The organism is Nonomuraea sp. NPDC003707, from assembly GCF_053587055.1.
Genome location: NZ_JBSFNK010000081.1, coordinates 1 through 24,120, shown reverse-complemented (window position 1 = coordinate 24,120; position 24,120 = coordinate 1). Strand labels below are relative to the sequence as shown.

Genomic DNA, 24,120 nt, shown 5'->3' with positions numbered 1-24,120 from the left:
CGTCACACCGGCGTCACGCTGACACAGCACGGCGAGATAGCCATGTACCGACACGAGCTATCACGTTCCGTCACCACCGAAAGTGGGCCAGAGCCGTTGTTCTTACACTCCCAGCCGACCAGCCGAGGCCGACATCCGGCTGCTCCACCGGTACGGCTTCCCTACCGTGGCGAGCAGGGCCGTACGGACGCACTCGTCAGGAGGCGGCGGCCATCATGACAGTCTGGGCTGAAGGAGCTCCGGAACGTCGTCCTACGTCGTGGATAGCTGCTCAAGAAGCTTCGCGATGTCGTCCCATTTGGCCACGGCGTCATGCGCCGGGAAGAACGGGTAAGCCGGCGTCAGCTTCTTGGCCGTGAGCGTGCGCAGGGTGGCCAGACACGCCTCGGCGAGTTCCGCGCGTCCTCGGCTGCGGAGCGGGTCGAGGTTGAAGCAGAGCGCCCTGTCCTTCGGATACAACTGGGCGATGCGCAGATTGTTCTGGCCCGAGACGATGACGCCGCTGGTGGAGTTCGTCAGTTGCCGTCCCTCCTGCGCACCCCACAGTTCCAGGAGGGTCCACAGTTCACGGACGTCTTCGTCTACCTTCTCGCGAAGCTCGCTCGGGCGTGGCCGCTGCACAGAGGACTTGGCTGAGGCGGCTGCCGTGCGTCCGTACACGACCGGGGCAAGGGTCCGCCACCCGTGGTCCTCGGTGACATACTGTTTGACCTCAACTGCGAGGACCTCTGCGGGATTCATCTGCTCGTTGAGGAACTCCACGATGCGGCGGAGGTCATCGGGGACGGCGTCGGCGACGAACACCATCCGGATCTTGCCTGCTCGCAGGTTGTCGCCGACCTTGGCGAAGAAGGCCTCCACGGTGACTGTGTCGTCCCCGCAGAGCTGGACGACCATCTCGTGAGGATCGCGCCCCGAGTCGTGCTGGGTCTGCTCGAACAGCGCCTGCAGGTTGTGCACGGGCCAGTAAAGGACGCCGTTGGCGGCGTAGTCGAGCATCTGGCCGATGACCTCGCGGCGGATGCGGCTGTCGCTGGCGCGCTTGACCTCGACCAAGGTGGGGATGCCGTCCTGGTCGACGAAGAGGTGATCGAGGCTCCAGCGCCCGCCACCTCCGTCGCGGTCCGGGACGCCGGCTTCCCTCCGGATCAGCAGCCAGCGACGGGGATCGCCGGGTGTCATCTGCCCGCCCCCCAGGAGATCTGGGTGAGTAGCGAGTAATCCTTGGAGCACGTCCTCGGCTTCGTAGGGCGTTACATGCATCGCGAGAAGGCGGCCGGATTCGTCGATATGGAACATGCCGTCGCTGTTCATACACATCCTCCAGCCGATGGGTCCGTTAGGGCGCGATCGGAGCCTTGATGTCCAGGTACACATCAAGATGACATCCGACTGGCCGATGAGACTACGGTTCTGAGTAAATGGTCAGGAGGCCAGCGGCAAGCCTGGCAGAACGGCGTTTTGGGAAGTAATCACCTCGGCTCAGGGGTTGGGTAGGCGATCGGTGCTTGCCGAGGCTTCGGACCGCAAGAACAGTGGACCTCCGCGATCTGTGGTGAAGGCGATGCTCATCAGCGGCCTTACGGTTTCGAGGCGGTCAGCGTGGGTTATGCATCACGGCGCAATTCGAAGTCCGGTGCGTACAGGGCGGGGTCTAGAACCTCGCTGGCGGGGATTCCCGCCTTGTAAGCCTTGGCGAGGATCCGATCCATGCGTCCCCCCACGTACCCCATGTCCGGCTCAGGGTCGTCAATGAGGGTGAACCCCGCGGCCTGACGATCGTCGGTCCACACTTCTCCGAGCAGCCGTCCACGCCGGTCGTACACTGCGGCCTGCCGTACCGGGCCCGTGGCCTTGTAATCGTAGGAGTCGTTCTCCGAGGCGAACCGGGCGGTGGCATCGTGGAAACGGGGAAGGTTCGGGGTGTCAGTCATCGAAAGGTCCTTTCCACCCGAGATCGGCATCCATGGACGGTTGGGCGTCCCAGTCTGGTGGCTTGGTCCAGCCATCTGGTACGACGTCTGCTTCCATGTACCACTGGCCGTCCTTACGGTACACGCCGCGTACGATGTAGGACGTGCCGCGGCGCAGGAGGATCTCGCGTTCGGCGGACAGTCCGGTAATGGGGTACATGTTGAGCGCTTCGTGTCCCTTGGGGACTCGTAACATCACGCGGACGTCCCCCTCGAATCCGGCTCGCCGGCCCGCGCTGGTGCTCAGATATCCCGGTTCGCTGATGACGCGCCCTCGCAGTTGCTGCATTTCTCGGGCTGAGTTGATGTCGACCCCCAGCGACTCCAAGAGCTTGCTGCCCACTCCTCTGTGCAGGACCACGTCGGATGGCAGATGAGATTTGGCGATCGCCCGGTCCATGGCGGCGATGTCGTCGGCTATTTCGGGAGACCAGACCACGTTCGGGTCGGCGTCCTTTGCCCGCAGGGCGGGATTGATGTCCATATAGCCGGGGCCGCCGTAGAATCGCAATGCGCGCAGTTCCTCCTTGGTCAGGTCCGGGAGCGGCAGGTTGTCCCGCGCCCATGCGCGTCCATCGGCGTTGCTGGTGTGCCGTAGGGCGTCATCCAAAGGATCGGCAGCCGTCGGGTTCTTCGAAGTGGCGGTGGGGCCGTTCCCGCTGCTCGTGTCCGGGCGTGCGGCCGGGCCCGGCTCACCGAGGTTGCCGGCTGGTCGGCCACCGTCGTGGAGCGAGGGGTTGGCGTCGCTGAGTCTGCTGAGTGCGCGGGTGTCCGACGGTTCGGGGCGGATCACGCTCTTGGCGGCCCTGCCCAGTGCTCCAACGGCGCGGCTGGTGGCCGAGGCTCCGCTGCTGGTGCCAGCTGTGGTGACGGCCGCCACGATGTCCGGGATGAGGCGGCCGAACGCCCGATCAGGATTGGAGACCCAGGTGTCCCAGTCCAGCGCCGCCTTGGCGAACTCGCCGGGGTTTTGGATGGCGGCGGCGAGGGAGCGGCCCAGGTCGTTGAGGCTGCGTTGCCAGCCCATGAAGTCGATGACTGCCCGGGTGGGGGAGTAGTCGATGACCATCTTGCCGAGCCCGGTGACGCTTTCCACGGCGCCTTTGACGTTCTCCGTCAGCGGGTCGCCGGAGTTCAGGTTCGGGTCGAAGGTGGCTTGGAGGTGCTGGCCGACGCGGTCCCAGAAGCCGCCTGCCGTGGGCAGGACCGCTCCGGGGGCGAGCATGGAGTCGTCGACGGAGATTGGCGGCTTGCCCGCCCCGAAGAGTTCCGGCCGGGCCAGTTCCATGCGCTCCAGGAGGAGCAGCCGCTTATTGATCTCAGGGCCTTGGGTTCCGGCCCACGTCGCCGTCTGGCGGATCGTGTCGGCTGAGGCGGTCGACAGCCAGGCCCCGCGCAGGATGTTCCACAGTTCCTCGCCGATGGCGTCCAGCGAGACTTCGACCTGGCGCAGTGCGCCCTTGAGGCTGCGGACGCCGTCGGGGACCATGCCCTCCAGCTGGCCCATGGCTAGCCCGGGCTGTCCGCCGGTGTACGGGCTAACAGTGCCCGGAGTTCGTCCACCGCGGTGGCGCACGCCCTGTTGAGGGCTTGGCGCTGGCCGGTCATTTCATCGGCGAAGCGTTGTGCGGCCGGGCCGGTCCAGATGTTCTGGGCCATGAGTCCGGCCACGCGATCGAGGGCAGGTCTGGCTTGATCGGTGAGTTGCTCGACACGGCGTAAGGCCGCTTCTACTTGCTCCCGGGTCATGGGGACTCCTTCGGGCGCGTGGACCTAAGCTCGGGGTCCGAGATGTAGGCCATTGGACTGCGCGCGATTTGCCACAGCAACCGATTCGCCCGGATTGGTCTGAAGCGTCAGGTGGGACGACGCGAGCTATAGACAACGTCCCCAAGGGCGGGCCGGAAGGTATGGCAGCCACGGTGAGCTGGGGAAACGCCGTCAAGATCATCCCGTATATATCCCGTGATCAAGGACCTACGGCTGCATGCGGCTGCTTTCGGCGACCTAGCCAAGGTCTGGAAAGCAAAAGACCTGCGGCCAAGAAACCGCAGGTCAGAGGCTGAAATGCCTGATGGAGAAGTGTGCCCCCGGCAGGATTCGAACCTGCGGCACCCGCTTTAGGAGAGCGGGAGTCGTTTGGAGTCCAGTATGTCTAGTAATGCGGGCTCAATCGCTGGATGTGGACGGCCACGATCTTGTCGAGGCGGGCGGCCACCCCGGTCCAGGCAAGCGGCCATGAGATCTCCAGGTTGGCGGACATGGACGGTTCTGTCGGGTGGTCAGGTCAGGGGTATGACGCCATTGCCGGTGAGGGCTTCAGCCAGGTGGTGGGATTCACCGCTGGTCTTGACCATGTGTGCGTGGCGCATGAGGCGGTGGTTTTGGGGATGATCGTGTTGAACTCGGAGGGATGGATGTTGATGGTGATGGCGAGAGGTGGTGTTCGTAGGCGGCGTCGATCGGGTGGTAGAAGGCTTCGGTTGTCTTGTGGCTGAGTGGGAGCAGGCCGATGTTGTCGACCACGATGAGGTTGGATCGGTAGATCTTGGCGATGGTGCGGGTGGTGGGACTGTCGGTCTTGGCTCGGCTGATGGGGAGGGCCGCAACGACCTGGGACACGCTGGAGCACCTGTTATCGGGATTGGGCGATCCTCGTGCGCTCCCACGCTTGAAGCACCACGTTTCCAGCAGCCTTCGATGATCGTTTAATCTTTTGGGGTGGCGGACATATCTCAAGATCTCGTATTGCCCACTGCCCTGGCCGAGGTGGCTCAGGTTGGCTTCGAGTGGGAGTGGGATGAGGAGGCCGACGAGGCTCGCGGCTGTGACTTCGAGCTATACGATCAGTTCGAGGAGCCCGATCGGACGGCGTGGTGGTTCCGGCTGTGGACCGGCAACCAAGAGGTCGATGGTAGCGAGTTCCGCTTCTTTGGCGCGACCGGGACGGGTGACTACACCGGCTTCTGGCTGGTACGGCCTGATGTGGCGATCACCGACCAGCCCGTTGTCTACATCGGTTCCGAGGGTGAGCGCGGTGTGATTGCCCGGGATCTTGGTGATCTCCTCTGGCTGTTCGCTGCTGGTCTGGGCCCTGCGGAGGCATTCAGTGATCCCGACTTGCCTGCGGAGCCGAATGAGGCCTTCCATGCGATCGCTGAGCGACACGCACCTGGCCGCCGCCGTGCCCCCGCCCAGATCGTGGCTGCCGCACGAGCAGAGTTCCCGCATTTCTCGGAACTCGTCGATGCGATGTGCCGCTGAGTACGACTCGCTTGGCCTTGGTTCGGAGAAGGGATCAGGGCCGGTGGACACGCCGCTGCCCCGCCCGTCAGGACCCCTTGATTGCGGAGACGGCCTGCCCGGTCGTGCGCTCCGAGTTGCGAAAGCCCATCGCAACCAGGTCCCGCCTGTTCGCTTGCTCCCACGAAGGGATATCCTCCGGCGTCGAGGCAGGACTCTTTCTCCACAGGGCTGGATGAAGTGGCGGCCAGGGTGGTCACGGTCGATCCCTTTGCGTTGCCGGGATCCGAGAAGCTCGTGAGCGCCGCAGGAAATCGGAGCGAGCGACATCCTGGTCGACGGCGTGGGCGCGGCCCTTGAACGGTGGCCTGAGCGCCATCCTCGTACGGGTGCTGGCCAAGGGGTGACCAGCCTGCTCCGCCGGGCCTCTGTAGGCTTCCTTGCCCTGACCGAGGGTGTCCGGTTGTCGGCCCCTCTGAGGACGATGCCAGATTCGGTGCGGGCTCAAGCGTCCGCTGGTTTGGTCGTGAGCCGGTGGACGCCGAACAGGACGTAGCCCAGCACCACGAAGGCGGCCAGTGCGGCGGCTGCCAGCGACGCGACTGTCGGCCAGCCCAGTCGTTCAACGTTCAGGAACGGGTAGACGTAGCGGCGGGGCAGGTTGGGGGCGGTGAGCAGCACGAAGGCGCCGTACAGGAGCGGGTAGCCCAGCCAGGCGAACGGGGCGGCCCAGCGCACCCGGCGCGACCGGTCGAAGGCGGCCCAGTCGACCAGCGCCATGACGGGTGTCACGTAGTGCAGCAGGAAGTTGCCCAGCCCGCGCACGCTGCCGCCGTCGAGCAGCGCCAGTGGGTTCGCGAGGTCGCGTGAGATGTAGTTCACCAGGCATGTGACCAGCAGGTATAAGGTCACCGCGCCTTTGACGTCGGGGGAGGCCGACCGGCTGCGGTAGGTGGCCAGCCGCCAGCCGTAGTAGAGCGCGAGCATGACGTTGCTCTGCACTGTGAAGTACGCCCAGGGGCGGCCGATTGACGTCGCCAGGCATGCCAGGCCTGCCACGGTCGCCGTGACCATTAGGATCCGCCACGCTGTCATTCCGTCTTCGTCCTCCGTAGCCAGAGCGTGTGCGCGGTCCGGGTTGTTGCGGGGCCCACCGTGTAACAGGAGAGGTCGGGCGGGTTGAACGTGCTGCGCAGCAGCGGTCGCAGCGTGGCCGGGATATCGCCGAGCTGGGTGAACTCGATCATCCAGCCGGTGCCGGCCGTCACCCAGGGTTTCGCTTTGGGGAGGAGCGGCGGCGTCACCAGCGTGTAGATCAGCGCAGTGTAGGGGGTGTTGCCCGCGTACTTCGATGCGATGAGAGCGGGCAGGCGGGGCATCAGATCACGTTAGCGCTCAGAGCGATTGCGGGACACCTCCGCTCGCCTGCTCAGAAGGCTGTCGCTGTCGCTGTCGCTGTCGCTGGCGTGGGCGTGCTACGTGCAGTGCCGCCTGCGTTCTCTGCCCTCGCCTGTTTCTCGAGGTCGGCTGTCTGCTGGTCTGGCAGAAGCTGACGGCGTTGCTGACCGCCCTGCCCATCGTGACACCCATCACCAAAGCCCCGCGCGGCGCCGATGCGCCGGCTGTTTGAGATGCCGACATGGCGAACTGGACCGGCCGGCAGCCGTGTCGCTGCTGGCCGTGAACGGCAGGCCCGCCGCCGTGGTGCTGACCGGGCACCAAGACCTCGCCCCGTCGACTGGTTGGTACGGGCCTGGCCCGGTGGTGCGGCTGGTGGAACGGGGTGCGGGGATTGTGCCGTTGGGATGAGCGGTAGGCGGATGAGAGAGAGGCGGGACCGGGCGTCGGCTGTTCGTGGCGACGGTGCTGGCGGGCTAATCGGCTGAGGGGATGCGGGACATCATGCGTTCCATGCCGTTGACCCAGTTGTCGCGCAGGGCCTGTGCGGCCTTGGGGAGGTCTCCGGCGATGAGGAGCTCGGCCACCAGGCGGTGCTCGGTGGCTTCCCGTTCGAGCGGAGTGTCGTCGCCCGCCAGCAGGTGGGCGTAGCGGCGCATTCCCGCCTTGACGCTGGTGATGAGGTCGAGCAGGCGTTCGTTGCGGCAGCCGCTCAGCAGCAGGTCGTGCCACTCGTCGTCGTGACGCTCTATCTCCTGCTGCTCCGCGATCCGGTCGGGGAACTCCTGGGCCATCGTCAGTAGCTCGGGCGCGATGCGGCGCAGGTGGTCGGGGTCGGAGCAGTCGAGTGCGAGCGACTCCAGCGCCGCGACGATCTCGCACAGCTCCCGGAACTCCTTGCGGCTCACCGGCGCGAACCTGAAGCCGCGGCCCTGGTTGCTCTCCAGCACGCCCTCGCCCGCGAGGGTGATGAGGGCCTCGCGCAGGGGAGTGCGGCTGACGCCCAGCTCCGAGGCCAGCGCGGCCTCGTTGACGTCGGTGCCCGCGACGAAGTCGCCCCGGTCGAGCCTGGTCAGCAGCTCTTCCCTGATCTGCTCGCGAAGCGGTCGCCGCTCGATGGGCATGAGGCTCCTTCGGGTTTCGGCCGGGCCAAGCTTACCGCTTGACGCGATACAAAATACTGCACTATGAATTCTGAATACAAAATATCACGAGGAGGGAGCGGGAGTGAGCCTGACGCGCGTGCCGGGGCTGCTGTTCGGTGGCGACTACAACCCCGAGCAGTGGCCCGAGGAGGTCTGGGCCGAGGACATGCGGCTCATGGCCGAGGCCGGGGTGACCATGGTCACCGTCGCGGTCTTCTCATGGTCGCGGCTGGAGCCGCGGCCCGGCGCGTACGACTTCGGCTGGCTCGACCGCGTCCTGGACCTGCTGCACGAGCACGGCATCGCGGCCGACCTCGCCACCGCGACCGCGACCCCGCCGCCGTGGCTGGTCCGTGAGCACCCGGAGGTCATGCCGGTCGACGCGCAGGGGGTGCGGCTGGAGTTCGGCTCGCGCCAGGGTTACTGCCCCAGCTCGCCGGTCTTCCGCGAGCACGCCGTGCGGCTGGCCACCGCCATGGCCGAGCGGTACGGCGGCCACCCCGCCCTGGCCATGTGGCACGTCGGCAACGAGTACGCCGACCATACACTGGAGTGCTTCTGCCCGGAGTCGGCCCGGCACTTCCGCGCCTGGCTGGAGGCCCGCCACGGCACGATCGAGTCGCTGAACGCCGCCTGGGGCACGTCCTGCTGGGGCCAGCACTACACCGCGTTCGGCCAGGTCGAGCCGCCGCGCAAGGCGCCGGGGCCGATCAACCCGGCTCAGCTCCTCGACTGGCGCCGGTTCTGCAGCGACGCGCTCCTGGAGCTGTTCACGGCCGAGCGTGACGTGCTGCGCGTGGTGACCCCGGACGTTCCCGTCACCACGAACTTCATGAGCATCCTGCACGGCCTCGACTACTGGGCATGGGCCGAGGCCGAGGACCTGGTGAGCGACGACGCCTACCCCGACCCGGCCGACCCGGAGTCGCACGTGGCGGTCGCGCTCAGTTACGACCTGATGCGCTCGCTCAAACGGCGCCCCTGGCTGCTGCTGGAGTCGGCGCCGTCGGCGGTGTCGTGGCGCGAGGTGAACGTCCCCAAACCGCCCGGCATGATGCGGCTGCACAGCCTTCAGGCGCTGGCGCACGGCGCCGACGGCGTGATGTTCTTCCAGTGGCGTCAGGCCAGGTACGGCCCGGAGAAGTTCCACTCGGCCCTCCTCCCGCACGGCGGCACGCGCACGCGCGGCTGGCAGGACACCCTCCGCCTCGGCTCCGACCTGCGGCGACTCGCGGAGGTCGCGGGCACGGACACGCAGGCCGAGGTGGCACTCGTGCTCGGCTGGGACAGCTGGTGGGGCCTGGAGGCGCCGGAGTCGATGCCGTCCGACCGGCTCAAGCTCAAGGACCTGCTGCTCGCCTGGTACGCGCCGTTGCACGCCCGCGGCATCACGGTCGATCTCGCGCCGCCGGACCGCGACCTGTCCGGCTACCGCGTGGTGATCGTCCCGAACCTCTACCTGTGCACACCCGAGCAGGCCGGGAGGCTGGCGTCGGTCACCGGAGAGCTGGTGGTCGGCCCGTTCAGCGGCGTCGTGGACGCCGCCGACCGCGTCCACGACGGCGGCGCGCCCGGCCCGCTGCGCGACCTGCTCGGCGTCGCGATCGACGAGTTCTGGCCGCTCGCCGATGGCGCGACCCAGCGGGTCCGGTACGCGGGGGGCGCCGGCGGCGTGGCCAGGACCTGGACGGAATGGGTGCGCCTCGGCAGCGACGACCAACACGGCGACGACCCCGCGCCGGTGCTCGCCACAAACGAGGGTGACGACCCCGCGGCGGTGCTCGCCACGTACGAGGGCGGAGACCTCGACGGCCTGCCCGCGATCACCCGCAAGGGCAACGTCACCTACGTCAGCTGCCTGCTCGACGACGTAACCCCCGTGCTCGACCAGGTGCTCGGCGGCGTCGCGGCCGTCGAGGTGCCCGCGGGCGTGGAGGCGGTCCGCCGCGGGCGCCACCTCTTCCTGCTCAACCACACGACCACCCCGCAGCAGGTCACCCTGCCGTACCCCGGCACGGACCTGCTCACCCAGACCCGCCTGCGCGGCGACATCGAACTCGCCCCGCGCGACGCCGTAGTGCTCAGGATCGAAGGAGACACGTGACGCACCCGTACATCCCGAACGCCGAACCCGGCGTGCGGGCCGAGATGCTCGCCGCGATCGGCGCGTCGAGCGTCGAGGACTTCTACGCCGACATCCCCTCCGAGCTGCGCCTGGCCCGGCCGCTCGACCTGCCCGCGCCGTTCACGGCGGAGCGCGACCTGGTACGCCACATGAAGGGCCTGCTGGACCGCGTCACCGACACGGAGCAGGCGCTGAGCTTCCTCGGCCACGGCTGCTACCCGCACCACGTCCCGGCCGTGTGCGACGAGGTGAACGGGAGGAGCGAGTTCCTCACCGCGTACGCGGGGGAGCCGTACGAGGACCACGGCCGTTTCCAGGCCCTGTTCGAGTACGTCAGCATGATGGGCGAGCTGCTGGAGATGGACGTCGTCAACGTCCCGACCTACGACGGCTTCCAGGCCGCCGGCACCGCCCTGCGCATGGCGTGCCGCTACACCGGGCGCTCGAAGGTCTGCGTCAGCGCCGCCATCACCGCCGACAAACTGAGCAAGCTGCGCGACTTCCTCGCCCCAGACGTCGAGATCGTCCTGGCCGAGGTGGGGGAGGGCGGCGAGATCGCGGTCGAGGCGTTCGACGACTCCTACGCCGCGATCTACCTGGAGACCCCGAACGTCTACGGCGTCGTCGAGACCCGCGGCCGCGAGCTGGCCGACCTGGCCCACGCGCACGGCGCGCTGCTCGTGGTCGGCGCCGACCCGATCTCCCTCGGCGTGCTCGCCCCGCCCGCGTCCTACGGCGCGGACATCGTCTGCGGCGACATCCAGTCGCTCGGCATGCACCAGAGCTACGGCGGCGGCCACGCCGGCTACATCGCCACCCATGACCACGAGCCGCTGGTCGCGGAGTTCCCGTCCCGGCTGTTCGGCATCGCGCCGACGAAGGTGCCCGGCGAGTACGGCTTCGGCGACGTCTACTACGACCGCACCTCCTTCGCGCACCGCGAGGAGGGCAAGGAGTGGGTCGGCACCGCCGCCGCCCTCTGGGGCATCACGGCCGGGGTCTACCTGGCGCTCATGGGCCCCCAGGGCATGCGCGACCTGGGCGAGACGATCCTGGCCCGCACCCGCTACGCCATGGAGGCCCTGGCCGCGTCGGTCACGGTGCTGCACCGCGACGCGATCCACTTCCGCGAGTTCGCCATCGAGGTGCCGTCCAGCGCGGCCCTGCTCGACGGGCTGCGCGAGCGCGGCATCTACGGCGGTGTCCCGCTCGACGACCGCACGGTCCTGGTCTGTGTGACCGAACGCCACTCCATCGCCGACATCGACCGGCTCGCCGCAGCCGTACAGGAGACGCTGTGAACACCACGGAGTCCTTCGCCGAGCTCCCCGTCGCGCCGAAGCCGCCGCTGCGCCGCTTCCACCAGGCGCGCTGGGACGAGCCGATCATCTTCGAGCTGTCGGCGCCCGGCCGCCGCGGCCTCGCCGTGCCCGAGCCCGGCGCGCCCCGTGTCGAGCTGCCGGACTCCGTGAGCCGCGCGCAGCCGCCGAAGCTGCCCGAGATGTCCCAGCTGCACGTGCTGCGGCACTACCTGCGGTTGTCGCAGGAGAACCTGGGCGTCGACCTCAACATCGACGTCGGGCAGGGCACCTGCACGATGAAGTACAGCCCCAAGGTCAACGACAGGTTCGCCGCTGCCATCGCCGAGCTGCACCCGCTCCAGCACGAGGACACCGTGCAGGGCGTGCTGGAGATCTACTGGCGGCTCGAACGCATGCTGGCGGAGATCTCCGGCATGGCGCGGGTCTCGCTCCAGCCGGGCTCCGGATCGGCGGCCATCTACACCAACATCGCCATGATCCGCGCGTACCACGCGGCCCGCGGCGAGACGGGTCGCGACCAGGTGATCACCACGATGTTCTCCCACCCGTCGAACGCGGCCTGCGCCAAGACCGCGGGCTACGAGGTCATCACCCTGATGCCGGACGCCGACGGCCTGCCCGACATCGAGGCGCTGCGCGCAGCAGTCGGCCCGCGCACCGCCGCACTGATGATCACCAACCCGGAGGACACCGGCATCTTCAACCCCCGGATCAGGGAGTTCGTGGACCTGGTGCACGAGGCGGGCGGCCTGGCCTGCTACGACCAGGCCAACGCCAACGGCATCCTCGGCATCACCCGCGCCCGCGACGCCGGATTCGACCTGTGCCACTTCAACCTGCACAAGACGTTCTCCACGCCGCACGCCTGCGGCGGTCCCGCGGCGGGGGCGTGCGGCGTCTCCGAGGACCTGGCGCCGTTCCTGCCCGGCCCGGTCGTCGCCTTCGACGGCGAGTCCTACCGCCTGGAGACGCCGCCCGCCTCCATCGGCAAGGTGCGGCCGTTCCTCGGCGTCACCCCGAACATCGTGCGCGCCTACGCCTGGATCATGGCGCTCGGCGCCGAGGGCCTGCGGCAGGTCGCCGAGACGGCCGTGCTCAACAACAACTACCTGATGCACAAGATCCTGCAGATCCCGGGCGCGTCCGCGCCGTGGGACCGGCGCAGGGTCGAGCAGGTGCGCTACTCGTGGCAGGAGCTGTCGGAGCAGACCGGGGTGCACTCGGAGGAGATCGGCGTCAGAGCGGCCGACTTCGGGGTGCACTACTGGACCAGCCACCACCCGTACGTGGTGCCCGAGCCGTTCACGTTGGAGCCCACGGAGTCGTACTCGAAGGAGGACCTCGACGAGTACGCGCTCATCCTGGCGCATGTGGCCGAGGAGGCGCGGCGCGATCCCGAGTTCGTCAAGGGCGCGCCGTACAACCAGAGCGTCCACAAGATCGACGTGACGTCGCTCGACGACCCCAAGGAGTGGGCGCCCACCTGGCGCGCCTACGTCCGCAAGCATCTGTCATGACGGGCGCGGCGGTGGTCGGGCTGGTCGTCAACCCGGTCGCCGGGCTCGGCGGCGCGGCCGGGCTCAAAGGCAGCGACGGCGTGGCGGTGCAGCGCGCGGCCCTGGCCATGGGGGCGACGCCCCGGGCCGGCGAGCGGGCGGCGCGGGCCGTCCGCACGCTGGTGGCCCGCCGTCCCGGGACCCGCGTCCTCACCGTGCCGGGCCGGATGGGCGAGGACAGCGTGCGCGCCTCCGGGGCCCCGTACGACCTGGTCCGGCCGCCGTCCGGCGGGGTCGCCGGGACGAGCGCGGAGGACACGCGGCGGGCCGTGGCCGCCCTGGCGGGGGTGGACCTGCTGCTGTTCGCGGGTGGCGACGGGACGGCGCGCGACGTGCTCGACGCGGTCCGCGCGCTCGGCGACCAGGCGCCGCCCGTGCTGGGCGTCCCGGCCGGGGTGAAGGTGTACTCCGGCTGTTTCGCCGTCAGCCCGGCCGCCGCCGGATTCGTCGCGGCGGAGTTCGACCCGGCGCGTACGGCCGAGGCCGAGGTGGTGGATCTCGACGAGGACGCCTACCGCCGCGGCCTGGTCAGCCCCCGGCTGTACGGCAGCCTGCGCGTCCCCGCCGCCCGCGCCGCGCTGTCGGGGCGCAAGTCCGGATCGTCAGGCGTGGAGCCCGCCACCGCCGAGGGCGTCGCACGGGAGGTCGTGGCCAGAATGCGGCCTGGCGTCCGATACGTCCTCGGGCCTGGCGCCACCACGCGGGCCGTCGGCCGCGCGCTGGGCCTCGCCACCACGCTGCTCGGCGTGGACGTGGTCGAACGCCTCCACGAGGGCGGCCGCCTGGTGGCGGCGGACGTCGCCGAGGCCGAGCTGTTCGGCCTGGTCAGCGGCAGGGAGTCGGCGCTGGTTCTGTCGGTCATCGGCGGGCAGGGGTTCGTGCTGGGGCGGGGCAACCAGCAGGTGTCGCCCCGGGTGCTCGACGCGGTGCTCGATGGGGGCGACTCCGGACGGCTCCTCGTCCTGGCCACCCAGCAGAAGCTCGCGTCGCTGAAAGGACGGCCGCTGCTGGCCGACAGCGGCGACGAGGACCTCGACAAGAAGCTCGGCGGACACGTCCAGGTGATCACTGGATACCGCGAAAGCACGATTTATCGCATTTGTGCGGCAAGTGAGGAGTTCGACGGATGAAGACGCTCGACGGAAAGGTCGCGATCGTCACGGGCGGCGCCTCGGGCATCGGGCGGGCCACCGCCCTGCTCTTCGCCAGAGAGGGTGCCCGGGTGGTGGTCGCCGACATCGACGCGGCCGGCGCGGACGCCACCGTGGCGCGGATCGCCGAGGAGGCGGGACACGCGATCGCGGTGCAGGCCGACGTCTCCGACCCCGAGGACTGCCGGCGCGTCGTCGGCGCCGCCGTCGAGACCTTCGGCGGCCTGCACGTCCTGTTCAACAACGCGGGCATCATCCGCCGCACCACCGCGCTCGACCTCGACGTCGAGGAGTGGGACCGCGTCATGGCGGTCAACGTCCGCTCGGTCTTCCTCATGTGCAAGCACGCCATCCCGGCGATGACCGACGGCGGCTCGATCGTGAACACGGGCTCCGGATGGGGCCTCAAGGGCGGCGGCAACGCCATCTCGTACTGCGCCTCCAAGGCCGCCGTGGTGAACATGACCCGCGCGCTCGCCATCGACCACGCCAAGGCCGGCATCCGGGTCAACTCCGTCAACCCCGGCGACACCGACACGCCCATGCTGCGCGACGAGGCCCGCCAGCTCGGCGAGGACTGGGCCGCCTTCCGGTCCGACGCGGCGGACCGGCCGATGGGCCGCGCGGGCACCCCGGACGAGATCGCCCAGGCCGTGCTCTTCCTGGCCGGTGACGCGGCCAGCTACATCACCGGCTCCGCCCTCGTCGTCGACGGCGGCGGGCTCGCCTGACCCACACCCTCCACGCAAACCCCCGTAAGGAGCCGACCATGAACCGTGCCCTGGCAGTCCTGGGCATCCTCGCCGTCGCGACGACCGCGTGCAGCGGCAGCGGCGGCGGGAACGTCCCAGGCATGAGCAGCGGATCCGGCCCGGTCACCGTCCGCTGGTCCACCTGGGGATCGGCCGAGGACATCAAGCTCTACGAGAAGTTCACCGAGGACTTCGAGAAGCGCCACCCCGACATCAAGCTCAAGCTGGAGCCGGTCGCCAAGTACGAGGACTACCACCCCAAGCTGCTGGCCCAGCTCACCAGCAAGACCGCCCCCGACGTGTTCTTCGTGGGCGACGACAACATCGGCAAGTTCGTCTCCGCCGGGGTGCTGACCCCGCTCAACGACAAGCTGGCCGGCCCTTCCTCCAAGAGCAGGACCGAGGACTTCTTCGAGGGCATCTACGGCGGCGCCAGGAAGGACGGCCAGATCTACGGCGTCCCCAACGACACCAACCCCGAGGTGCTCTGGTTCGACAAGAAGGCGCTCAAGGACGCCGGGATCACCGAGGACCCCGCCGCGCTCAACGAGGCCGGGCGGTGGACCATGGCCACGTACCTCGACATGAACGCCAAGCTCAAGGCAGCGGGCAAGGCCGGGTCGATCTTCTGGAACTGGTACGGCTCCACGTACTCCATGATCAACGGCTTCGGCGGGAAGGTCTGGGACGGCGGGAAGTTCGTCGCCACCACCGACCCCAAGGCGCGCCAGGCCCTGCAGGCCCTGGCCAAGGGCTACCAGGACAAGACCTTCCTCAGCGCCGACCTGCTGCCCGACAGCAACGGCCCGAGCACGCAGTTCCTCAAGCACAAGGCCGGCTTCTACGCCGGAGGCCGGTGGATGATCGACTCCCTGAAGAAGGGCGGCGAGCTGGACGACTACGACATCGTGCCGTTCCCCTCGCAGACCGGCCGGCCGATGCCCGGCGCGGTGGCCGCCTCCTACCTGGCGCTCAACAAGGACACCAAGCTGCCCGAGCAGGCGTTCACCTTCCTCACCGAGTTCGTCGGCAAGGAGGGCCAGCTCATCAGGCTCAAGGGCGGCGGCGCCGTGCCGTCCGTGAAGGGCGCCGAGCAGATCGTCCTCGCCGACGGCTACCCCGCCCACGCCCAGACCTTCCTCGACGTGCGTGACACGGGCTTCGCGAACTACCCCGAGGAGGTCGCCGTGCCCGGCCTCACCGCCGACATCAACGAGCACCTGATGAAGGTGTGGACCGGCAAGGTCGGCTTCGACGAGGGCATGACCCAGCTCCAGAAGCTCGTCGACGGCAAGCTGGGCTAGCCGTGACCGTCCTCGCACGGGCCCGGCCCCGCACGCTCCACCGGGCGCGGCCCGTCCGCAACCGCGACGGCTGGTGGGCCGCGTTCTTCCTCGCGCCGCAGGTCGCCGCGCTGCTGGTGTTCCTCGTCTTCCCGCTCGGCTTCGCCGTCGTGCTGGCGTTCATGCGCTGGGACGGGCTCGGGCAGAAGGAATGGGTCGGCTTCGACAACTTCGCCGCCCAGCTCTCCGATCCCGAGTTCGGGCTGGCGGTGTGGAACACGGTCAAGCTGGCGCTGCTGACCGTGCCGTTCGGGCTCGTCTTCGCGCTGCTCATCGCGGTCGCGCTGAACAACGTCAAAGGCGGCGGCTTCTACCGGGTGCTGTACTTCCTCCCGGTGGTCACCAGCTCGGTGGCCGTCGCGCTGATGTGGCAGATCATCCTGGCCGGCAACGACTACGGCGTGCTGAACTCGTCGCTCGAGCGCTGGTTCGGCATCAGCGCCCCCGACTGGCTCGGCGACCCCGGCTGGGTGATCGTGGCCATCGCCGTCGTGACGATCTGGTCGTCGCTCGGCCTGAACGTGGTGATCTTCCTGGCCGGGCTCCAGACGATCCCGCCGCAGATCGTCGAGGCCGCCCGCATGGACGGCGCGGGCAGCCTGCGGATCTTCCGCTCGGTCACGCTGCCGCTGCTCTCGCCGACGATCTTCTTCTCCACCGTTGTCGCGGTGATCAGCTCGTTCCAGGCCTTCGACCAGATCTACGTGCTGGTGGACCCGGAGGACAACGAGGGCGCGAGAACGATCGTCTACCAGGTCTACGAGCTGGGCTTCAAGGACTTCCAGTTCGGCATGAGCAGCGCCGCCGCGCTGATCCTCCTGGTCCTGACGCTGCTCGTGACGCTCGTCCAGTTCGCGGCGCAGAAGCGCCTCGTCCACTACGACTCGTGAGGGGGCCGGGATGCGACCCAGGCAGGTAGCCCTGCACGCCGGGCTCACCCTCGGCGGGCTGGCGATGCTGTTCCCGTTCGTCTGGATGCTGCTGACGTCGTTCAAGGGCGTGCGCCAGATGCTGAACAACCCGCTCGACTGGCTGCCCGACCCGTGGCGCTGGGAGAACTACCCCGACGCGCTCGGCGCGGTGCCGTTCGGCACCGCGTACTGGAACAGCTTCTACATCGCCGCGCTGAACGTCACGCTCACGCTGCTGACCTCGGCCATGGCCGCCTACGCCTTCGCCCGGATCAGGTTCCGCGGCTCCGGCGTGCTGTTCGTGGTGTTCCTGGCCACCCAGATGGTGCCCGCGCAGGTGACGGTCGTGCCGCTCTACCTGATGCTGGCCAGGTTCGGCTGGATCGACTCGCATCTGTCGCTCATCGTGCCGAGCATCGCGAACCCGTTCGCGGTCTTCCTGCTGCGCCAGTTCATCAGGGCCGTGCCGGTGGAGCTGGAGGAGGCCGCCAGGATCGACGGGGCGGGCCGCTGGCGCTGCTTCTGGAACGTCGTGCTGCCGAACATCCGCCCCGGCCTCGGCGCGCTCGGCATCATCGCCTTCCTCGCGTCCTGGAACTCCTTCTTCTTCCCCCTGATCTTCCTGAACTCGCCCGAGCTGGCCACGGTGCCGCTGCTGCTCAGCCAGTTCTCCGGCCAGCGCACGGCCGTGGACTACGGGCTCATCCTGGCCGCCTCCGCGATCGCCGTCGTGCCGACGCTCATCGCGTTCCTCATCGGCCAGCGGAAGATCATCAACTCGATGGCCGCTTCCGGCCTGGGAGGTCGCTGATGCCGGACCTGCGCGAACGCCCGTTCACCGACCGCGGCTCGCGGCTGCTGGTGATGGCGGCGGACGACGGCTCGCTCTGGATCGCCAGAGCCCTGTACGAGACCAGGCTCGCCGACACGAAGGTGCGCACCGGCCTGCGGATCCTTTCGGGGAGCGGCGAACTGCCGGTGCTGCGGGTGCTGCCGGACCGCGTGGAGTTCGCGGGCGGCGTGGCCATGGCCTTCGCGGACCCGGACACCCTCGTCCTGACCGGTGCGGGCGCGCGGGCCGTGTGGGACGGCGGCGAGGCCGACATCGACGGCTGTGTCACCCTCGTCGGCCCGGATCGCGCGAGGCACGACGCGGCGGCGGTGCTCGACGCGGCCGCCGCACGGTGGCGCGACTGGTTCGCGCGCATGCCCGCCGTGCGTGCGGACCTGCGCGAACGAGCGGAGGACGCGTGGTGGACGCTGGCGGTGAACCTGGTACGGATCCAGGGCCGAGAGTCCCTCGTCCCCTCCAAGTACGGCTACGTCGGCCTGTGGAACTGGGACTCCTACTTCCACGCCATCGCGCTCAGGCACGCCGATCCCGCCCTGGCCAGGGAGCAGATCCGCATCCTGCTCGACCACCAGCGCCCCGACGGCCTGATCCCCGACGTCGTACACGACCGCGGCGCGCTGGCCGAGACCACGGACCTGCCCCGCTCCGATCTGGCCAGGCTGGCCGAGCACGTCGGGGGCGGGCCGATCGGGGACGCCGTCCCCGTCACCAAGCCGCCGCTCACCGCCTGGGCGGTGTGGAAGATCCACGAGGTGGACCCCGACCCCGCCTTCCTCGCCGAGGTGTACGAGCCGCTGGCTCGCTCCCAGGAGTGGTGGTTCACCCGCTCCGATCCCGACGGCGACGGGTTGGCCGAGTACCTGCACCCGTACTCGTCCGGCCTGGACGACAGCCCTATCTGGGACGGCGGCCCCCGCGCCGAGCCGCCCGACCTGAACGCCTACCTCGCCCTCCAGCACGACCGCCTGGGCGACATCGCACAGGCGCTCGGCAAGGACGCCGCGCCGTGGCGGGCCAGGGCGCAGGCCCTGGTGGACCGCATGATCGCGCGCCGGTGGAACGGCACGAGGTTCGCCACCCTGGTCGGCGGTCGCGAGGTGGACGTGCGCACCCCGCTGGAGCTGATGCCGCTCTTCACCGGGAGGCTCCCCGCGGGGATCGCGGACCGGCTCGTCGCCGGCCTGCGCTCGCCGAGCTTCTGGGCCGAACGCCCGGTGCCGACCGTCGCCTTCGACGACCCGAGATTCGACCCCGAGGCCATGTGGCGCGGACCGGTCTGGCTGAACGTCAACTATCTGCTCATCGACGGCCTGCGCCGCTCGGGGCATCAGGAGACGGCCGCCGAGCTGCGCGAGCGCACGCTGGCCATGGTCCGCGACGGTGGCGGCCTCCACGAGTACTGGAACCCGCTGACCGGTCGTCGCGCGGGCCGCGCGACGACCGCGTTCGGCTGGTCCGCCGCTCTCTTCCTGGACCTCGCCCAGGAGGGCTGATTTGATGGATCTTTGTTCACCAGGCCGACTCGGGAGGATCCGTGGTGAGCAAGAAGGAGCGAGACGACCCGGACGACTTCGGCGGGATCGGTTTCGGCCGCATGGCCTTCCTCCTGGCCGTCGTGGCCTTGGGACGCCCCTGGGAGACGCTCAAGGAACTCTTCAGGTTGATGCGTCGACTGGGGCGTCGGGTGCTCAGGCTCGTACTGGCGCCCTTCCGGCTGGTTGCCTTGATCGTGTGGTCGCGTACGGCAGATCGACGCTCCACCTTCGAGGATCACCTGCACGATGAGGACAGAGATCTCTCGTGACAGGCTGGGAATCAGCCGGCGGCGAAGTCCTGCGTCCAGTAGATCTGCCCCTGCGCGTCCTTGGCCGCGCCGACCCCGATGAGGGTGTACGAGCAGTTCATGATGTTCTTCCGGTGGCCGTCGCTGTTCATCCAGCCCTTGACCACCTCGGCCGCCGACCGCTGCCCCATGGCGATGTTCTCGGCCAGGGTCGAGCCGGTGAAGCCGGTCGCACGAATGCGGTCGACCATGTCGCGGCCGTCCTGGGAGTCGTGGTCGAAGTAGTCGTTCTTCGCCATGTCGGCCGAGTGCCCGAACGCCGCCCTGCGCAGCCGCGCGTCGTGCTTGAGCGGGTCGCAGCCGCCCTTGACCCGCTCGGCGTTGGTCAGCCGGACGACCTCCTTCTCCAGTGCCGTGCCGACGGAGGTGGCGGTCTTCTTCGTCTCGGAAACCGGCGGCGCCCCCGTATCCCGCGTCGTGGGGGTGGGAGTGGGAGTGGGAGTGGCGCAGGTCAGCTGTATGGCCTTGGACTTGGCGGTGCCGCCCCGGTAGTCGGTGGCGACCGCGTAGTACGTGCCCGGCTTGCAGGGCAGCTTCAGGGTGATGCGGTCCTTCTTGGTGGCGCCGCTCTTGACGACCGCATCGTCGCCGGGGACGGCGCGCATGACTCGGATGCGCAGCAGCGCCGGACGCACACAGCCGCGGCGGACGGCCGAGGTCTGGATCCTGAGCGCGGAGATGCCCGGCCTGGCCACGCTCACGCGGCACTTGTCCGATTCGGAGGTCGGCTCGGGAGTCGCCTCCTCGGTCTGCGTCGGAGGGGTGGTCGGCGCGGTCATCTCGGGCGCCGCTCCGGCCGCCCCGCCGGTGGACGGGGCGCAAGAGGCGAGGCCGGCGACGACGGCGAGTACCCCTAGGGGTCGACGCATGAGGATTTCCTCCGGTGGAGGGAGACGCTGGTGGTCCCGCATTCTGCCTGATCCATTACCGACTTGTCATGACAATTCGGACATTTCGCCCTGTGAGTAATCTCAACCACCGGCGCCGATCAGCGTGCCGGGCGGGCCGCCTCCATCGCCGCGGCCACGGACGCGGCCGCACGCCCGATGGCCTTCGTCCCGGGCCGCGGGCCGTTGTAGCTGAACGTGGCGGTGACGTTGGACATGCGGAACACCATGTTGGCCACGTACGTGCCGTTCGTCCGGTAGACGGACGCGAACGACTCCTCGCCGACCACCGGAGTCCGGGAGAACGCGATGTCCGGATGCTCGTCCCGCAGATCCTGAAAGGTCTGCTTGATGCCGACAAAGTTGGCCTTGGCGCCCTTGAGGGTGTCGACCCGGTAGAGGGAGACGGTCGCGTAGGAGCCGTTGGCGCCGAAGTACTGGCAGATCTTCCGGTCGAGATTGTCGCTCTGAAGCTTGCTGCCGAGCAGCGTGCGGACCTGCGCGGCGGTCAGCACCTTGCAGGAGTGCAGGCCGGTGCCGAAGAGCGGTTTCCCGGCCGGTGAGGACGACACGGGTTTGGACTGCGTTGTGGTGCCGCCGGCCGGCGTCGGCTCGGCGCCCGTACTCTCTTCGGGACGGGTCATCCCCCAGATCACCGCACCCGCCGTCAGGGAGAGCGCGAGAACCAGCGCGCCGCCCACGACGGCGAACCGGCGCCACGTGGGTGCGGGCCGCCGCCGGGACGTGGGGCGGGTGTCCGCGGGAACCTCGCCCTGGGCCACCGCCTGCAACCACGCCGCCGCCTGCGCGGGGCCGCAGCGTTGCCGGGGATCCTTCACCAGCAGCGCGGCGAGGACGGGCGTGAGCGAACCGGCCCGTTGCGGGGGAGCGGGCTCGTGCAGCAGCACGGCCGCCATCACGGCCGCCGCATTGGGGCCGGTGTAGGCGGTTCTGCCCTCCACCGCCGTGTACAGGGTGGCTCCCAGCGACCACAGGTCGGCCTCCGGGCCGTCGGCCTCGCCACGCAACCGCTCCGGCGCGATGTAGCCGGGCGAGCCGTTCAGCAGGCCGGTCTGGGTCAGCGCGGCGTCCCCCGCCACGGTGGCGATGCCGAAGTCGGTCAGCAGCACCCGCCCGTCCTGGGTGAGCAGAACATTGCCCGGCTTGACGTCGCGGTGCAGGACCCCCATCGCATGCGCGGCGGCCAGCGCGTCGAGCACGTGCCGCCCGACCCAGGCGGCCTGGGCGGGCGGCAGCGGCCCGTCCTCGCGTACGATCCGGTCGAGGGAACGGCCGTTGACCAGCTCCATCACGATCCACGGCCGGCCGCTGTCCATGACGACGTCGTGCACCGTGACGATCGACGGATGCGAACGCAGCCGCGCCGCGGCCCGCGCCTCACGCAGGGTCCGCTCGGTCAGCTCGGCCCGGGACGCCTCGTCCAGATCGGCGGGCAGTCGCACCTCCTTGACGGCGACCTGCTGCCGCAGCAGTTCGTCGACGGCCAGCCACACCGTGCCCATGCCGCCCTGGCCGAGCTGCGACATCAGCGAATAGCGGCCTGCCAGCATCATCGTCATGCCGTCGCCATGCGGCAGGACGCGTCATCGTCGCATAAGTGGGCCTTCCGCGGTCTGGACCCGGCGGGCGCGTGTTTCTCCACTGGCTGTTCCTCCAGAGATGACATGTCGCATGGGCCGGCCGTACGAGCCGACTGCTGTGTCCAGGAGCCGGGCCTGCGGCGAAGCCCGTGGTGGGAAGGGCACAACGTAGCATGCGCGACGCGGCTTCTCCTTCCGCATGCCTTCCGTCCTGGACATCCTCCCGTTTGACGAACCCCCCGTCCCGGATGTTCGTCAAACGGGAGGCTCATTCGCGTTCGGTCAGCTCATCGGACGGCGATTCCACTGGGCGGTCAGCTCGGTCAGGCTGCTACATCCCGTCTTCTCGAGGACGCGGGTGAGGTGTTTCTCGACCGCGCTCTCGCTGCCCGAGCACCACCAGTGAGGCCACGTCGCGCTCACCCGAGGTGAGGTTCCGCAGGGAGGCCGGTGCGAGGTTCGCGTCGAAGTACGGGATCAGCAACGGGCCCAGTGTGGCCGCCATCAGCAGGTCGCTCGGCTCGATAGCGCGTCGATCACCGTCGAACGGCACCCCCAGCGTGCTGACCGCGCCCGTGGCCGGAGACCTGACGACGATCTTCAGCATGTCGTCGATGCCGTTGCGGCGCAGGAAGGTGTCGGCGAAGTCCCGCTCCGGCTCGGTCGCCCGCAGGCGGAGCCGTCCGAGGGTCGCCACACCGTGGCGGCTCAGGCAGGCGATCCCGTCGCGCGAGGCGAACGGATTGTTCCAGCGCCAGCGCTCGACGTATTCCTCCACGAAGTCCGGCCGGAACATGGTGCGGTACTGCTCCTCGCCATCGCGTCCCAGCGCCAGGTACGCGGGGTTCTCGGCCACGAACGCGTCGATCCACCCGAGATGTACGGCCACAGCCTCGGCCAGCACCGGATAGAGCTCCCCCTCCCGAGCCCCGGCCACTTGCTCGAGCACCTTGATGAGCCTTCGGTATGCCTGCTGTTCCACGGATCCGCCATCGCACTCGTTGATCGCTTCAGGGGAGCAGCCGGTATGGCGGGCTGCGGCGTTCTCGCCTGCTCAAGGATTCCGTAACGGGCGGCCGCTCATCCATTACTTCGCCAAGGATTCCGCTTCAAAAGCCCATGTCCCACGGCACTTCCCGGTCGCGGATGATGGCGAATCTGGCAAATGCCTCAGTCGGCGGCCACCGCCCGCCGACCAGCCCGCCCGAGATGCACGCGCGCCGGGTCGTCAGAGGGACAGCAGGCCGTGGGAGAGCTGGTCGGCGGCCCAGTCCTCCCACTGCGCCGTGGTCCACCCGCATTCCCGCCTCATCACCAGGAACAGATCCGGCGACAGGATCCCGACGGTGACGTCGGTGGCTCGGTGCTCGGTCAGGTCGGGCCGCAGGGCCTGCAGGCGGCCCAGGATGGCGACGACCTGCCCGTGGGCGGTGTGCCGCTGCTCGCTGTTGGCAGCCCATTGGGCGGCCATGTCAGGGTCGCCGGCCGCCGCGTCGCGGACCACCGCCAGGACGGGGGCGACCCGGTCGAGGATGACCCCGCTCTGGTGCACCCATCCTCGTACGACCTTCGTCGGGTCCCGTGTCGCTTGCAAGGCGGCGAACCAGGGCCGTTGGAGGAGCGGAACGGGCTCGTCGTCCCCGGCGGAGGCGACGTCGACCACGTGCTTGAGCAGCTGGCTCTTGGTCCCGTAATGGAAGTACACCGTTTGCACCGACACCTCGGCCGCGTCGGCGACCAGTTGGAAGGTCGTTCCGGCGTAGCCCCGCACGACGAACAGCCCTTGGGCGGCGTTCACGATCCGGCTTCTGGTCTGTGCCGAGCGCCGCCTCGGGCTCTTGACGTCTTCCACCGATTTAGAGTACCACTTTAGAGTATGACCTTAGAGTAGCACTACAAAAGAGGTGAGGCATGGCGCTCTTAGAGGTCCTAACAAAATGATCTAGGAATAAAGGGTGATCACCTTCAGGTTGATCACCGCCGTGAGGAAGGGCGAGCAGCCACCGTGGATCGTGCC

General features: G+C 68.9%; 23 protein-coding genes. 11 read left to right on the top strand and 12 right to left on the bottom strand.

All coding sequences use genetic code 11. From position 1 onward, the window contains the following. Positions 1-252: 252 nt before the first annotated feature. The 5 genes from ACWDRB_RS66085 to ACWDRB_RS66065 form a co-directional block, all read right to left on the bottom strand. Positions 253-1,314: a hypothetical protein gene (locus ACWDRB_RS66085; protein ID WP_449912400.1), complete on the bottom strand. Its 1,062-nt coding sequence runs from the start codon at positions 1,312-1,314 to the stop codon at positions 253-255. Between the two features lie 293 nt (positions 1,315-1,607). Continuing rightward, a complete protein-coding gene (locus ACWDRB_RS66080) occupies positions 1,608-1,934 on the bottom strand; it encodes a hypothetical protein (protein WP_449912399.1) in 327 nt (108 codons plus the stop codon). After that, on the bottom strand, positions 1,927-3,480 hold the full coding sequence (locus tag ACWDRB_RS66075) for an ADP-ribosyltransferase (RefSeq protein ID WP_449912398.1): 1,554 nt from the start codon (positions 3,478-3,480) through the stop codon (positions 1,927-1,929). The genes ACWDRB_RS66080 and ACWDRB_RS66075 overlap by 8 nt, the downstream gene beginning before the upstream one ends. 2 nt (positions 3,481-3,482) lie before the next feature. Next, the gene (locus ACWDRB_RS66070; RefSeq protein WP_366310034.1) at positions 3,483-3,722 is read right to left on the bottom strand and encodes a hypothetical protein; all 240 of its coding nucleotides are present in this window, start codon (positions 3,720-3,722) and stop codon (positions 3,483-3,485) included. A gap of 588 nt (positions 3,723-4,310) precedes the next feature. Continuing rightward, positions 4,311-4,595, bottom strand: coding sequence for an ATP-binding protein (locus ACWDRB_RS66065; RefSeq protein WP_449912395.1), 285 nt, complete (start codon positions 4,593-4,595; stop codon positions 4,311-4,313). A 126-nt stretch (positions 4,596-4,721) separates the two neighbouring features. On the opposite strand from ACWDRB_RS66065, the gene ACWDRB_RS66060 reads away from it, so the two are divergent. Then, on the top strand, positions 4,722-5,237 hold the full coding sequence (locus tag ACWDRB_RS66060; protein WP_449912394.1) for an SMI1/KNR4 family protein: 516 nt from the start codon (positions 4,722-4,724) through the stop codon (positions 5,235-5,237). Between the two features lie 483 nt (positions 5,238-5,720). Here the strand turns inward: ACWDRB_RS66060 and ACWDRB_RS66055 are convergent, their stop codons facing one another. The 3 genes from ACWDRB_RS66055 to ACWDRB_RS66045 form a co-directional block, all read right to left on the bottom strand. After that, the gene (locus tag ACWDRB_RS66055) at positions 5,721-6,275 is read right to left on the bottom strand and encodes a Pr6Pr family membrane protein (RefSeq protein ID WP_449912393.1); all 555 of its coding nucleotides are present in this window, start codon (positions 6,273-6,275) and stop codon (positions 5,721-5,723) included. 32 nt (positions 6,276-6,307) lie between these two features. Then, positions 6,308-6,595, bottom strand: a complete 288-nt coding sequence (locus ACWDRB_RS66050) for a hypothetical protein (protein ID WP_449912391.1) — start codon at positions 6,593-6,595, stop codon at positions 6,308-6,310. 495 nt (positions 6,596-7,090) lie between these two features. Further along, positions 7,091-7,738 (bottom strand): GntR family transcriptional regulator, encoded by a 648-nt coding sequence (locus tag ACWDRB_RS66045; protein ID WP_449912390.1) that lies wholly within the window; start codon positions 7,736-7,738, stop codon positions 7,091-7,093. Positions 7,739-7,841: 103 nt separating this feature from the next. Here ACWDRB_RS66045 and ACWDRB_RS66040 point away from each other — a divergent pair, with 103 nt between their 5' ends. Genes ACWDRB_RS66040 through ACWDRB_RS65995 form a run of 10 tightly spaced genes read left to right on the top strand, consistent with a single transcriptional unit; the run spans position 7,842 to position 19,576 of the window. Then, positions 7,842-9,863, top strand: a complete 2,022-nt coding sequence (locus tag ACWDRB_RS66040; protein ID WP_449912388.1) for a beta-galactosidase — start codon at positions 7,842-7,844, stop codon at positions 9,861-9,863. Beyond that, positions 9,860-11,185, top strand: a complete 1,326-nt coding sequence (gene gcvPA / locus ACWDRB_RS66035; protein ID WP_449912387.1) for an aminomethyl-transferring glycine dehydrogenase subunit GcvPA — start codon at positions 9,860-9,862, stop codon at positions 11,183-11,185. Before ACWDRB_RS66040 ends, gcvPA begins: the two co-directional genes overlap by 4 nt. Beyond that, positions 11,182-12,723, top strand: coding sequence for an aminomethyl-transferring glycine dehydrogenase subunit GcvPB (gcvPB, locus tag ACWDRB_RS66030; RefSeq protein WP_449912385.1), 1,542 nt, complete (start codon positions 11,182-11,184; stop codon positions 12,721-12,723). Before gcvPA ends, gcvPB begins: the two co-directional genes overlap by 4 nt. After that, positions 12,720-13,892, top strand: a complete 1,173-nt coding sequence (locus ACWDRB_RS66025; protein WP_449912384.1) for an ATP-NAD kinase family protein — start codon at positions 12,720-12,722, stop codon at positions 13,890-13,892. Before gcvPB ends, ACWDRB_RS66025 begins: the two co-directional genes overlap by 4 nt. Then, positions 13,889-14,644 carry an SDR family NAD(P)-dependent oxidoreductase gene (locus tag ACWDRB_RS66020; RefSeq protein ID WP_449912383.1) on the top strand — a complete coding sequence of 252 codons (756 nt, stop codon included), beginning with the start codon at positions 13,889-13,891 and terminating at the stop codon, positions 14,642-14,644. The genes ACWDRB_RS66025 and ACWDRB_RS66020 overlap by 4 nt, the downstream gene beginning before the upstream one ends. A gap of 38 nt (positions 14,645-14,682) precedes the next feature. Then, a complete protein-coding gene (locus ACWDRB_RS66015) occupies positions 14,683-15,969 on the top strand; it encodes an ABC transporter substrate-binding protein (protein ID WP_449912381.1) in 1,287 nt (428 codons plus the stop codon). A gap of 2 nt (positions 15,970-15,971) precedes the next feature. Then, positions 15,972-16,898 (top strand): carbohydrate ABC transporter permease, encoded by a 927-nt coding sequence (locus ACWDRB_RS66010; RefSeq protein WP_363983432.1) that lies wholly within the window; start codon positions 15,972-15,974, stop codon positions 16,896-16,898. A gap of 10 nt (positions 16,899-16,908) precedes the next feature. After that, positions 16,909-17,730, top strand: coding sequence for a carbohydrate ABC transporter permease (locus ACWDRB_RS66005; protein ID WP_350731869.1), 822 nt, complete (start codon positions 16,909-16,911; stop codon positions 17,728-17,730). Beyond that, positions 17,730-19,265 carry an amylo-alpha-1,6-glucosidase gene (locus ACWDRB_RS66000; protein ID WP_449912379.1) on the top strand — a complete coding sequence of 512 codons (1,536 nt, stop codon included), beginning with the start codon at positions 17,730-17,732 and terminating at the stop codon, positions 19,263-19,265. Before ACWDRB_RS66005 ends, ACWDRB_RS66000 begins: the two co-directional genes overlap by 1 nt. A 44-nt stretch (positions 19,266-19,309) precedes the next feature. Further along, the gene (locus tag ACWDRB_RS65995) at positions 19,310-19,576 is read left to right on the top strand and encodes a hypothetical protein (RefSeq protein ID WP_449912377.1); all 267 of its coding nucleotides are present in this window, start codon (positions 19,310-19,312) and stop codon (positions 19,574-19,576) included. Between the two features lie 11 nt (positions 19,577-19,587). Here ACWDRB_RS65995 and ACWDRB_RS65990 read toward each other — a convergent pair whose 3' ends face one another. From ACWDRB_RS65990 to ACWDRB_RS65975, 4 genes are all read right to left on the bottom strand, one after another. Continuing rightward, on the bottom strand, positions 19,588-20,484 hold the full coding sequence (locus tag ACWDRB_RS65990; protein WP_449912375.1) for a CAP domain-containing protein: 897 nt from the start codon (positions 20,482-20,484) through the stop codon (positions 19,588-19,590). Positions 20,485-20,603: 119 nt separating this feature from the next. After that, positions 20,604-22,082, bottom strand: a complete 1,479-nt coding sequence (locus ACWDRB_RS65985) for a protein kinase domain-containing protein (RefSeq protein ID WP_449912373.1) — start codon at positions 22,080-22,082, stop codon at positions 20,604-20,606. Positions 22,083-22,434: 352 nt separating this feature from the next. Then, on the bottom strand, positions 22,435-23,052 hold the full coding sequence (locus ACWDRB_RS65980) for a hypothetical protein (protein WP_449912371.1): 618 nt from the start codon (positions 23,050-23,052) through the stop codon (positions 22,435-22,437). Positions 23,053-23,331: 279 nt separating this feature from the next. Next, positions 23,332-23,955, bottom strand: a complete 624-nt coding sequence (locus ACWDRB_RS65975; protein WP_449912369.1) for a TetR/AcrR family transcriptional regulator — start codon at positions 23,953-23,955, stop codon at positions 23,332-23,334. Positions 23,956-24,120: the final 165 nt, after the last annotated feature.